The 13077-nt window shown below is 44.4% G+C and carries 9 protein-coding genes; 5 read left to right on the top strand and 4 right to left on the bottom strand.

Translation table 11 applies throughout. The features are described from left to right. Positions 1 to 33: 33 nt before the first annotated feature. On the top strand, positions 34 to 2997 hold the full coding sequence (torS, locus tag R7E42_RS08415; RefSeq protein ID WP_318072577.1) for a TMAO reductase system sensor histidine kinase/response regulator TorS: 2964 nt from the start codon (positions 34 to 36) through the stop codon (positions 2995 to 2997). Between the two features lie 50 nt (positions 2998 to 3047). Here the strand turns inward: torS and R7E42_RS08410 are convergent, their stop codons facing one another. From R7E42_RS08410 to R7E42_RS08400, 3 genes are all read right to left on the bottom strand, one after another. After that, on the bottom strand, positions 3048 to 3239 hold the full coding sequence (locus tag R7E42_RS08410) for a hypothetical protein (RefSeq protein ID WP_005376565.1): 192 nt from the start codon (positions 3237 to 3239) through the stop codon (positions 3048 to 3050). 18 nt (positions 3240 to 3257) lie between these two features. Then, positions 3258 to 5612, bottom strand: a complete 2355-nt coding sequence (locus R7E42_RS08405) for a fatty acid cis/trans isomerase (protein ID WP_047101402.1) — start codon at positions 5610 to 5612, stop codon at positions 3258 to 3260. Between the two features lie 80 nt (positions 5613 to 5692). Beyond that, a complete protein-coding gene (locus R7E42_RS08400) occupies positions 5693 to 6079 on the bottom strand; it encodes a winged helix-turn-helix domain-containing protein (protein ID WP_137282695.1) in 387 nt (128 codons plus the stop codon). A 306-nt stretch (positions 6080 to 6385) separates the two neighbouring features. On the opposite strand from R7E42_RS08400, the gene R7E42_RS08395 reads away from it, so the two are divergent. Next, positions 6386 to 7933 carry an arylsulfatase gene (locus tag R7E42_RS08395; protein ID WP_005376560.1) on the top strand — a complete coding sequence of 516 codons (1548 nt, stop codon included), beginning with the start codon at positions 6386 to 6388 and terminating at the stop codon, positions 7931 to 7933. A 134-nt stretch (positions 7934 to 8067) separates the two neighbouring features. On the opposite strand, the gene R7E42_RS08390 is transcribed toward R7E42_RS08395, so the two are convergent. Further along, the gene (locus R7E42_RS08390) at positions 8068 to 8925 is read right to left on the bottom strand and encodes a LysR family transcriptional regulator (RefSeq protein ID WP_025767859.1); all 858 of its coding nucleotides are present in this window, start codon (positions 8923 to 8925) and stop codon (positions 8068 to 8070) included. A 141-nt stretch (positions 8926 to 9066) separates the two neighbouring features. Between R7E42_RS08390 and R7E42_RS08385 the strand changes: the two genes are divergently transcribed. The 3 genes from R7E42_RS08385 to R7E42_RS08375 all read left to right on the top strand — a co-directional run bounded on the left by R7E42_RS08385 (position 9067) and on the right by R7E42_RS08375 (position 13070). After that, positions 9067 to 10593, top strand: coding sequence for an arylsulfatase (locus tag R7E42_RS08385; protein WP_318072576.1), 1527 nt, complete (start codon positions 9067 to 9069; stop codon positions 10591 to 10593). Between the two features lie 106 nt (positions 10594 to 10699). Further along, positions 10700 to 12001 (top strand): anaerobic sulfatase maturase, encoded by a 1302-nt coding sequence (locus R7E42_RS08380; RefSeq protein ID WP_033906479.1) that lies wholly within the window; start codon positions 10700 to 10702, stop codon positions 11999 to 12001. 85 nt (positions 12002 to 12086) lie between these two features. Continuing rightward, a complete protein-coding gene (locus R7E42_RS08375; RefSeq protein WP_258656234.1) occupies positions 12087 to 13070 on the top strand; it encodes an AAA family ATPase in 984 nt (327 codons plus the stop codon). Positions 13071 to 13077 lie beyond the last annotated feature (7 nt).

Raw genomic sequence — 13077 nt, 5'->3', positions numbered from 1 at the left:
GTCGCTGAACACGAACATTAAGGTCATGAAAATATGCTGCTAGCAACTGCAAGCATCGGTCGTAAACTTTTGTTGTCTTTCATTGCGATGGCAATACTGGTCATATTATCGGCACTTATTGGTGTGTCTGGATTTTCTTTGGTTGCCAAAACCGAAAGAAATGTCGTGGATTCTGCGATTCCCGCCATGATTGAGGCGAGACAAGTCTCTGAGTTGAGTACTCGTATTATTTCGTCTGTACAAATGTTGTCGAACGCAAGAAACGAGCAGGAAAGAAAGGAGTCAGGGCGAGTGCTGTTCGAACAGCTCGAGTCTTTACTCACTCACATCAAGGAGCTCGGGAGTGAGTCGTTCGATTCTCAATTGTTAGAAGCTTTAGAGAATAACGTCCAGAACGTTATCGACAATTTGGCAGAACTCGGTGTTTCGGTTGAAAAAAAGCTGTGGCTTGCAAAAGAGATAGATACTCGTGTTGAAGAAATGCGTCTGCTCAGTGAAGAGCTAGAACAACTAACTCGTACGCAAGTTCAGAATACAAGCACCATTGCTGTTGCTAACGTCACGCATATTTATGACTTATTAGAATCGAATAAAAAATCGCAAGTTTATCAGGCGCTAGATGCACTGGTGGAGGTCGATCTTGATCTGACTGAGCGATTGCATGAACTGCACTTGTTGGCTTTTAAAATGTTGAATCAGATTGAAGAGGCTCGGACATTAACGAATATTGAGCGAATTCAACAGGTTCAAAGTGATTTCGATAGCAACCTCAAAATCATGCAACGCCGTGTACTCGCTGTGGAAGATCCTACGCGCTCTAAGCAAATGAGCCAACTGCTCATAGAGCTTGGTAAGCGTCAGGTCGTATTTTCTATACTGATGCAGCAATACGAGAATAACGAACAGTCACAACAACTGATGCAAAAGACATTAGAGTTGTTCTCAGAGCTTAATGGCACGGTCAACAAATTGGTTGATGATTCAAACAAAACCACTACGGTCGCTGTAGACCAATTGACCAGCACATTGAAATTCGCTCAGTGGTCTCTAACCGTTATTTCAATTGTTGGTTTGATTGTATTGGTGCTGATTTTATGGCGTGTGGTGTACCTTTCTGTTGTGAAGCGGTTAGCGGAATATTCCGCTGCGTTGCTGTCTGTGGCACAGGGTAACTTAGCGGTTGAGTTGGAAGTGAAAGGCAAAGATGAGTTGGCGCATATGGGGCAGGCCATCATCACGGCTCGTAATACCGCGCAAGCACTAAAAGTGGTAGCAGAGGGTGAAGCTCAAGCCAAGCGAGAGCTTGAGGAGCATAAAGAGCATTTAGAAGAGCTTGTTGAGCAACGCACTTCGCAGTTAAAACAAGCCAATCGCCGTTTGAATGAAGAGGTTTTGAATCACGCTAAAGCTCGCAAGCAAGCAGAGCAAGCGAGCCGAGCAAAATCGGCATTCTTGGCGACGATGAGCCATGAGATAAGAACGCCAATGAACGGAGTGTTGGGGACAGCACGCTTGTTGATTGACTCAGGCCTCAACCCAATTCAAAAGCGTTATGCGGAAATCATTAATCGTAGTGGTAAAACGTTGCTCGCGATCCTTAATGATGTACTGGATTACTCCAAGATTGAAGCGGGGCATTTAGAAATTCGTCACATGGGCTTTGATTTACACCAAATGGTGGAGGACACTTTCCAGTTAATGAACAGTCGAGCACAAGAGAAGAAGCTACTGTTCTCCTACCATATTGAAAGTGATGTTAGTCGCTACTGGAAAGGGGATGTCACCAGAATCAGTCAGGTGCTGAACAATCTTGTTGGTAACGCGATTAAGTTCACTGACGAAGGAGAAATTGATATCTACGTTAGCCTGAACCCTGAGGACGAGTCGCAAGTCCTGTTTGAAGTATCAGACACTGGAATAGGAATTGCCAAAAAATATCAGAGAACGTTGTTTGATGCCTTCACGCAAGCTGAAGGTGGGATGAGCCAAACTGGAGGTACGGGGCTTGGACTTGCCATCAGTAAGCGAATCATTGAAGCGATGGGCGGTGTTTTAGAAGTCGATTCCGAAGAGGGAAATGGTAGCCGATTCTGGTTCTCTATTCCGTTAGAGGAAAGCGAACCTGTTGAAACAGGAACCGTGGCAACCGCACGTTGCAAAGTGAAAGCAAAGGTCTTGCTAGTAGAAGATAATGAAGTCAACCGAGTGGTCGCGGAAGGCTTTCTAGAAAGCATGGGGCATCAAGTCGTGATGGCAGAAAACGGCTCACAAGCAGAGCAACTGATCAGCACACAAGATTTTGATATCGCTTTGGTCGACATCAACCTCCCTGATTGTGATGGAACTGAGTTGATCCAACGCTTAAAGCGGATTGAGTGTAATAAGCCGGCCAATAAAGCGCTTGCCGTCACGCCAATGATTGCAGTGTCTGCACACGTTTTTGCGGAAGAAGTTGAGCGCTATCTAGCCGCTGGTTTTGACGGATACTTGCCTAAGCCATTAGCAAAAGAGGCACTCGCGGCATTGATTCAGGATGCGCTAGACGGAAAGCCGTTGTTGTTGCCACAAAATGCCGACTGTACCCCGTTTGATCAAATTTCACCTCAAGAACAAGAGCTACAATCAAAGGTCGTTCAAGCACCCCAAAAAAAGGAACCCGATGTGGTCATCATTAATCCGAGCGTGATTGAGTCCGATATGAAAATCTTGGGCAGAGATAAGATGTTGCACATTATTAATCTGTTTAGATCCACCAGCACTGATGTATTAAGCAAACTGCAAGCGTCTGCTGAGGACAATGATAGTAAAGAAGTAAAGAACCTTGCCCATAAATTAAAGGGCAGTGCAGGAAGTTTAGGACTAACTGCGCTAATGAACGCTTGCCAAGCAATTGAAGCCGCGGCTCAACCTTTAGATACCTATAATGCGACTAAAGATGATTTAGTTTCTCAAGTGTCTGCATCAATTCAAGCTCTGGATGAGTTAATGGCGAAGTAATCCATCGAGCATTGAAAATAAAAAAACCTCCGGCTTTCCGGAGGTTTTTTCTATTCGGTCATGTCATCTTCCCACTCGAATCGAGTGTCTAGGGCATAAGGGTCATCATCAAAAGGATGTTCCACTTTGCCACGCAAGTATTCGAGTTGATGCTCAAGCATATTGACCGTTTCGTAGTCTCCCTCAGAACAAGCAACGTAAATCTGTTGTTCAAGAGCGGCAATGTTATCTCGGATACCCATGAGAACCCCCTTAAATCATCATCGATTCTCAAAACGATTATAGTCAAGTAATCCAAATTCGATCGGTTGTTTTGTACGGTACCAATTATGTAAACGATCGCTAAATGACCAGAATTTTTCTGAGCTTCTACGAATCGCAAAATTATCCAATAACTTAACGTAATCGGACTCGTTTTGGATGGCACTAAATTGATCGACAAAATCTTTTACTTGGTTTTCGTTGATCGAGAAAAATGCCGCAGGGTAGCTTCCCACAACGCCGCGTACAATGGTCATATCATCGTTAGCAAAGTCACGGTTACTTTCTTCATCAAACAAGCTAGAGATGTTTGTGTGTGCATTGTTGTGAAGTAAGGTGAACAGTTCATCTTCCCCTGATTGACTTCTCACCATAAGCATAGTGATTTGCGGAACGGTTTTTAGGCCTTCACCACGAACGTGGTCAATACGTTTTAGTTGCTTTTCACTACTCGCAGAAAGAGCCGTGTCTTGAATTTCGTAGCGAGGCAGAAGCACATCTGAAACATGTTCGCTCAACAACTCCACCAACTCCGTTTTTGGATCGTCACTCTTATACTGAACGCTGGTTGGTTGGTTAAACGGCTTCACATTTCGTTGTAAAAAGTCACTCAACTGCGGGCTTTGATCTTTATACCAGCTAGATTGCAGTTCATGGCGCATATCGGCGGGTAACAACGAGATAAAGTTACTTTCGCCTTCTAGACGCAAGAAGTCCATAAACATTCGTGTCATGAGCTGATGGCCGAAGTTACCGTAAACGTCAAACCCAGCAACAAGCAAATAGTGGATACGCTCTAGTAACGCGTAGTCAAGAATCCACACTGTTTTAGGCTGCTCACCAACTAACCCTTGAACAACAGAAGCACTATCAAAATGGCGGAATATCGTTAATGCCGCATTATGGTTGGTGCCATTACCGTCCCAAATTACATCGGTGGATAGGTTTTCACCCTCTTTAAACCAGTTATTAGTGAACTCAGATTTAGCCTCTAGGTAGCGAGCTTGCTGACGCGCGTACTTGACCCAGTTGGTAACAGGTAGCGTGTTACTCTCTTGTTCTGCCGGTAGTTTTAGATTATCAGCCTGAGATCGGTAAAACTCATTTACTTCTGGGATGTCTGCTTTATCTGGATCAAGGAAAAACACCCAAAAGCGATCATTGATAACATTCAATGCCAGTTGGCCACGACAAACTGGGCCTTTGATGTATGCCATGATTGTATTTTGCGCATTATCTAGCATGAACTTAAAGCGCGATTTCACTGGAAGGTCGATGAATGATGTCATCGGGTTTGCAGCAACTTCTGGTTCATAACTCGGTAGCTGACTAACCATGTAATCAGCATCAATAAACCAAGTTTTCCAGTTCTCTATGCGTTGCTTGTTTAACGCGAATGGCATGTGAGTTTTATCTACTATGGTCCCTTGCTCTGGAATAATTCGATAAAACACACGTTCAACCCCTGGATCATCGTACGGGCGACGCGTTGAAATACGTTTGACGGGCTGTCCTGGTGGTGTAGCAGAGCGGACGAGCGTGAAGAATCGGGGATCTTCATCGAGTTCCGAAAAGTAGAGATGGGATAAAAACAAATGCTCATATATATACCTAGCCATCAGCTGATTTTTCAAATCGGAGTGGTTAAGTAATGTTTCGTACTTATCTATTTGCGCTTGCTCATTCTCACTAACAGGTTGGTGAACGTTCATTATTGCGCCGTTTTCCAACCAAGTCATGAGTGTGTGGTATTCACTGTTTGATAGGTTTGGCATACCAAAAGGCATTCCCCAGGTCGGGTTATCCTTTTCGTATTGCTCGTATTCTTCAATCGTCGGACAGGTTTGCTCTCGGTCTATCGAAAAGTCAAAGCCTTCTAACTGGACTTGGTCAGGCAATGGGTGGCGCTCTTTTTGCTGTAGCAAACGTGCGATAAGGCCTGCGTCAATGTTGGCTGCCATGCTTTGATCACGTTCGTTGAGAACCGGATGAAAACCCGCATCGCGCCACTCTTGGGTTGTTTCTGCATCTTCGAATAAGCGTGTTGGTGCTGCGGCTGTGAGTCTTGTTCCTTCATATACCAGTGCTTTACTCGCACCACGGTCAATGCCTTCAACAGAAGAGAGCTTAAGCTGACATGGTGCATCGTAGCACGCGTGGCAGACGACACAGCGGTTATCCATAATGGGTTTAACTTCGCTTTGGAAGAAGTTTGCTTGAGGGGTTTCCACGTCAACTGTGCGTTCACGCACGAGCTGTGGACCAAACAGTTGGTCATAGTTAAGACCAGCATAGGTTGCACAGCCGGCAAACAAAGTAGCAATGCAAAGTGTAAAAATTAAGCGCAAATTCATTGAGTTATTTTACGTGATTCGAATTTGCATTAATTAAAGCAAAATAAGCGGTCAATTACCAAAAGTTGGGCCAATTAGCGTTAATTTTTCTGTTGATTGTCTGAGCGCTTGAAAATGTAACCCTGGCGGTGGACTGTCTGAATTCTGTCTGTTGGAACGCCTTCGTGAACTAGACGCTTTCTCATTCTGCTCATGTGCATATCGAGTGCTCGATCATGTTCAGTAAATTCACGTTTTAGTACTGTTTCGTAAAGAAAAGGCTTACTAAGTACTTGATCTTGATGGTGAGTGAGAGTTTGCAGCAGCTTAAATTGAATGCTTGTTAACTGAACAGATTTCTTGTTTGGCAAGTAATTGAGTACCACAGAGTGAGTGTGCTTATCTAGTAATAGCTCCTCATCATTATGGTGAACGCCGTTGTGTTGGCATTGGGAAGTTTTTCCATTTGAAACCTTGGAGTCAAGCACACGGGTACCTTAATTATTAATAGTAGTAAAACGTATTATCATTAATATTTATTTAAAAGCAATCAGGTACTTTATGAGCACTGTGATATGCGTAGACAATCTTAATACTTGAGATTAACAGTAGTGATGAATGGTGCGATGTCGCTCTGAACTAAAGTGCTATTGGAGTGCGTATTAGCTACAAATAACGGTGTAATGTTAGGCAAAGATAGAAAGAATTCTCATTTAGTAAATTCGCTTATCCGCTATTTGTGAACTATACATTCTGTTGCAGGAAGCACTTTTCTAATACACACAGAGGTTTATATGACAGCGAAATATGGCGTTAAACGCCGATTAGCGATTCTTGCCGCCGCTTTAATCGGTGCGACAAGTAGCAGTATCGCAGCAGAGAAACCAAATATTCTCGTCATTTGGGGTGATGATATTGGCCAGTCCAATCTCAGTGCTTACACGTTTGGCTTGATGGGGTACAAAACACCAAATATAGATAGTATCGCCAAAGAAGGCATGATGTTCACTGACTATTACGGTGAGCAATCTTGTACAGCGGGCCGTTCTACTTTCATTACGGGCCAAACCGTTCTTAGAACAGGTTTGAGTAAAGTGGGGCTTCCAGGTGCTGATCTTGGCTTGAAGGAAGAGGACGCAACCATTGCCGAAATGCTGAAGCCGATGGGCTATATGACAGGGCAATTTGGTAAAAACCACTTAGGTGATAAAGATGAGCACCTTCCTACTAATCACGGCTTCGATGAATTTTTTGGCAACCTTTATCACTTGAACGCCGAGGAGGAGCCAGAAAACGTCGATTATCCTAAAGATCCTGAGTTTCGTAAAAAGTTCGGTCCGCGCGGCGTTATCCGTTCGTACGCTGATGGCAAAATTGAGGATACAGGACCTCTAACTCGCAAGCGCATGGAAACCGTGGATGAAGAGACGTTAGATGCGGCACTCGACTTTATGGATCGTGCCGTCAAGGCTGAAAAACCTTTCTTTGTCTGGTGGAACGCAACTCGTATGCACTTCCGTACTCATGTGAAAGAAGAGAACTCTGGAAAAACAGGTATCAGCGAGTATGCAGATGGTATGGTCGAGCATGATAACCATGTAGGTCAGCTACTGAAAAAAGTGGATGATTTGGGTATTAAAGACAACACAATCGTCTTTTACTCCACCGATAATGGCCCACACATGAACTCGTGGCCAGATGCAGGTACAACGCCATTCCGTGGAGAGAAAAATACCAACTGGGAAGGTGCGTACCGAGTTCCTGCGATGGTACGTTGGCCGGGTAAAATTAAAGCTGGCTCTGTTTCGAATGATATCATGCATCACATGGACTGGATGCCAACGTTCGTTGCTGCCGCGGGTGATGACAATATCAAAGAGAAATTGCTCAAAGGTTATAGTGCGAATGGTAAGAAATTCAAAGTTCACCTAGACGGCTATAACTTCCTACCATATTTGACTGGTAAAGAGGATAAGGCCCCACGAGAAGAAATTTTTTACTTCTCAGATGATGGAGACTTAACTGCACTTCGCTATAACAAATGGAAGCTGGTCTTTATGGAGCAACGAGCAAAAGGTACGTTGCGTATTTGGGCTGAACCATTCACCACACTTCGTGTTCCTAAGATCTTCAACTTGCGTATGGATCCTTACGAAGTGGCTGATATCACTTCTAACACTTACTACGATTGGATGCTAGACCGTGCTTACATGCTCGTTCCTGCGCAAGCTTACGTAGGCAGATTCCTTGAAACGTTTAAAGAGTTCCCACCAAGGCAAAAAGCAGCAAGCTTCTCGCTCGATCAAGTGATGGAGAAACTAAAAGAGAACCCAAATAAGTAGGAAAAGCTAAGTGAAGTATCACATATAGAAAGAGGCTCATTAAAATGAGCCTCTTTTTTATCTGTAAAATTCTATCTATTCAGGTTTGTAGAAAGCTTGATGACGAAAACGCCTAACGCTTCAATTGACAAGAGTTATAAACAAATTGGTTCGTAGTGGGCTGCCGTTAAGTTGGCTTTGATTTTTTCACGTAGAGCGATGTGGGCTGGGTTGTTTACCTCTCGCTTATGGTAGACGAACTTGTAAGGGATAGAGCGTATCGAAATGGGGCAGGGCAAAATTTGAAGTTTGAGCGCTTTGCTCCACTTGTTTGCAAAAGATTGAGACACGATCCCTAAACTGTCTCTTTGGGCGACATACAGCGCCATGCCCGCTAGCGAAGATGTGATCAAGTCGACTTTTCTTTCTTGAATTGTTTCCTTTGCTAGTTGCTCGAACCCCGACATGTTGTTCCATTTTCCTGAAAATAAACAGTGAGTTTCCTCATAAAATTGCTCTTTTGTGAGCGTGCCGTGTACACGGGGATGGTTCTCACGACAGATAACCACGGCTTCTTCCTCATAGGCATCTTCAATAATAAACGCTGCATCTTTCGTGATCACCGTATCGATTACTAGATCGACTTTTTGTTGTCTTAACAGCTCAAATAATAGGAATTTTTCGGGTGGTGATTCATAAAAAATAGTGTTCTTTATCGGGTCCATAATGTGCAACAAAATTTCCGAACAACACACTTCAAAATGATTTTTATCAGATATCGCATTGTCAATAATATTAACCGCTTGCTGGAATTGCGGCAGTAATTGATAAGCGGTGGAGGTTAGTGCGATCCCTCGTCCTTTTTTAACGAATAACTGCTTATCTACGACTTGCTCTAAACGCTTTATTGCAGCGCTCACAGCAGGTTGTGTAAGCCCTAATTGTTCCGCGGCTTTTGTATAAGATTGAAACTCCGCAACAACAAGAAAAGTTTGGATCAAATTCAAGTCCATAACGTCACTCATAAATTTAATTTATAGGTTAACTAATTTTGACTGCATTTATCGCCTGAAATTAGTGCTTTATCTTATATCAACAATGGTATTGAAAAGCGAATACCATTTTTTACGCACTAGCGAACTCTTGGAGATAATATGAAAAATGCGACCAAAACGAGCAGTAAAAAACTCGTACTTAACGCATGTACGTTAGCTTTGGGCGCTGCATCTGCAGTTGCACATGCAGCGGACAAACCCAACATTCTTGTCATCTTTGGTGATGATGTTGGTTACTGGAACCTTAGTACCTACAACCAAGGCATGATGGCGTACAACACGCCAAACATCGATAGCATTGCTAAAGAGGGTGCGAAGTTCACTAACTTCTACGCACAGCAAAGCTCGACAGCAGGCCGTTCTGCATTCATCACTGGTCAAATGCCAAAACGTACAGGTCTATCAAAAGTGGGCTTACCAGGCGCTCCGGAAGGTATCTCGGAAAAAGATCCGACGATTGCAACCGTGCTTAAGCAAATGGGTTACGCAACCGGACAATTTGGTAAGAACCATTTAGGTGACCGAGACGAGCATCTTCCTACCAACCACGGTTTTGATGAATTCTTCGGCAACCTATACCACTTGAACGCAGAAGAAGAGCCAGAGAACGTGGATTACCCTAAAGATCCGGAGTTCAAGAAGAAATTTGGCCCTCGTGGCGTTATCCATTCTTCCGCTGACGGCAAAATCGAAGATACCGGTCCACTTACGCGTAAGCGTATGGAAAATGTTGATGGTGAGTTTCTTGATGCCGCAGAAAGCTTCATAGAAAAACAAGTAAAAGCGGACAAGCCGTTCTTTACTTGGTTTAACACCACTCGCATGCACAACTTCACACATGTTCCTGAAGAATACCAAGGTAAAACAGGTGCCGGTTTCTACGCGGATGGTGTTAAGCAGCACGATGACCAAATCGGTCAGCTACTTAACAAGATCAAAGAGTTAGGTGTGGATGACAATACAATCATTGTTTACACCACTGACAACGGCCCTATGGTTGATTTGTGGCCGGATGCAGGGATGACACCGTTCCGCTCAGAGAAAAACACTGGCTGGGAAGGGAGTTTCCGTGTGCCAATGTTGATTAAATGGCCTGGAAAAATTGAGGCAGGTAAAACATTCAACGGCATGATGTCATTAGAGGACTTTTTCCCGACACTAGTTGCTGCGGCAGGTGATACCAAAGTTAAAGACGAACTGCTAAAAGGCAAAAAAGTTGGCGATATGGACTACAAAGTTCACCTAGACGGTTACAACCAACTGCCATATTTAACGGGTAAGTCAGACAAATCCGCACGAAATGAGTTCGTTTACTGGAGCGACGACGGCGATCTTGTGGCATTGCGCCAAGGAAAGTACAAGTTCCACTTTATGATTCAAGAGAATGAAACGGGTATGGATGTATGGCGTAAGCCGTTCACTAAACTTCGTGTGCCACTGATCTTTGACTTGAGCATTGATCCATTTGAACGAGGCGATCAAGGCATGGGTTATTCTCGTTGGATGTACGAGCGTTCATTCTTAATGATGCCAGCAATGGATACAGTGAAAGAGGTGATGGGTACATTCAAAGAATTCCCGCCTCGTATGGAAGCAGGTTCGTTCGTACCTAAGTCTTCTAAGTAAATTAAGATTATATAGCGCTTTTTGGAGCGCTATATACCCAAATAGCTTCACTTTTGCTGTACAGCGCTCACGAGGTTATTTGGGTATATGTAATAGTGAGAAACGTATGAGTAAGATTTCCCCTCGCCATTCTACTACTATGCCTATTGTTCCTCTTAAAACGGCGTCTAAAGCGCCTGTTCTGGGCGCGTATGACCGTCGATTCCATGTGATGGCAAAGCCAGGCGGAGCAAAGTGCAACATCGATTGTCAGTACTGCTTTTATCTGCATAAAGAAAATCTACTGCACCAAGAAAAGCAGCCAAAAATGGACGACGCAACACTGGAAGCGTTCGTGAAAAGCTATATCGAAAGTCAGGATGGCGAAGAAATTGTATTCTCATGGCAGGGCGGGGAGCCGACGCTGCTTGGGTTGGACTATTTCCGCAATGTCGTAGCTTTGCAAAAGAAATATCAGCCGAAAGGCGTTCGCATTGAAAACGACCTTCAGACCAACGGCATTTTGCTAAACGATGAGTGGTGTGCGTTTTTAAAAGAGCACAACTTCCTAGTTGGCTTGTCGATTGATGGACCACGAGAGCTGCACGACAAATATCGCAAAACCCGCAGCGGTAAGCCAACGTTTGATCTCGTGATGAAAGCGGTAGATAAGCTCAAAGCGCATGGCGTGAAATTCAACGCGTTGGTCACGGTGAATCGTCACAATGCGAAATACCCGCTCGAAGTATATCGATTTTTAACCCAAGAATTGGGTGTGACTTATATTCAGTTTGCGCCGGTGGTAGAAGCCAACAACTTCCAAACAACCGCGCCGCAGTTTTGGAACGAACAGATGATCCCAACCAAAGGCAGTGATCTGGCTAAACCGGGGCATCCAATGTCGATTGTAACGGATTGGTCAGTCGACCCTGAAGACTGGGGACGCTTTTTAATGGCGACCTTTGAAGAGTGGGTGAATAACGATCTTGGCCGTGTGCTGGTTAATCTGTTTGAAACCGCGGTGGCGCAAGTAATGGGGAAACCGTCTCAGCTTTGCGTGACGGCGGAGTTTTGTGGCAAAGGGTTGGCGATTGAGCACAATGGCGATGTGTTCAGTTGCGACCACTATGTGTATCCAGAATACAAACTCGCCAACATTCATGAACACTCACTGAATGAAATGGCCTTCTCTACAAGACAATATACTTTTGGCATGGCAAAACGCGATTCATTACCGACGTATTGTAAGCAATGCCCTTACTTGCCTTATTGTTGGGGTGAGTGCCCAAAAAACCGTTTGATCAAAACGCCGAATGGTGAGAGTGGTCTAAACTATTTGTGTTCGGGAATCAAAATGTTCTTTGATTATGCGTTACCGATGTTGGTTGGTCTTGCACAACTTCTCCAATCTCAAGAACCGCAAAGATAACATAGTGAATATAACCTTAAGTTATTTCATTTGTTCTTATACTTAACTATCGAAAAGACGGCTTAAACCATTGAAAAGGTATCCTATGAACCACGCACAACAAGCGATAAAAGAACTCATCGAACAAACAGAAAAAAGCGTCATTGGACAAAGCCACGTGGTTCGAGCTTTAGTCATCGGGTTATTAACAAATGGGCATATTCTGCTAGAAGGTTTACCGGGAACGGCAAAAACACGTTCCGTAAAATCGTTGGCGAACTTGTTAAACACCAGTTTTGGTCGAATCCAGTTTACGCCGGATCTTTTACCATCTGACGTGACGGGTACTGAGGTTTATCAAGAGCTGGATGGTAAGCCGCAACTCCACTTTCAACCTGGGCCCATTTTTAACAGCATTGTACTTGCTGATGAGGTCAACCGTGCACCTGCCAAAGTACAAGCGGCACTGCTTGAAGCCATGGCCGAAGGCACAATCACAGTAGGCGATAAAACTCACGTATTGCCAGACTTATTTATGGTGCTTGCAACGCAAAACCCAGTAGAGCAAGAGGGCACGTACCCGCTGCCAGAAGCGCAAATGGACCGCTTTATCATGAAGGTTACCGTCGATTATCCAGAAGATGACGCCGAACGTGACATCATTCGTTTGGTGCGCAGTGAAGAATTGGGTGCGGAAACCAGCAGCGAAATTATTACGCCAAAACACATCGAGCCAGACGTGGTGCTAGAAGCGCGTCGTCAGTTACCAAACATCGTGGTATCAGACCTAGTGGAAAACTACATCGTTGCGTTAGTGATGGCGACTCGTAAGCCAGAGCGTTATGCCGATTCAAACTTAGCAAAATGGATTGAGATTGGCTCTAGTCCTCGTGCTTCCATCGCTCTCGACAAATGCGTTCGTGCGTATGCGTGGATGCAAGGACGTGACCATGTGACTCCTGACGATGTGCGAGCCATGGTTCCGTCTGTATTGGGCCACCGTTTTTCTTTGACCTACGATGCACTGGCAGATGGGGTAGATCATCAACGAGTCGTACAAGAGCTGCTAGATTGTGTAGAAATTGGGTAAGTGGGAG

This window comes from Vibrio sp. Vb1337 (genome assembly GCF_033338715.1).
In the GTDB taxonomy this organism is placed as follows: domain Bacteria; phylum Pseudomonadota; class Gammaproteobacteria; order Enterobacterales; family Vibrionaceae; genus Vibrio; species Vibrio alginolyticus.
The sequence above is the reverse complement of the archived record's forward strand: the minus strand, read 5'-3'. Positions and strand labels throughout refer to the sequence as shown.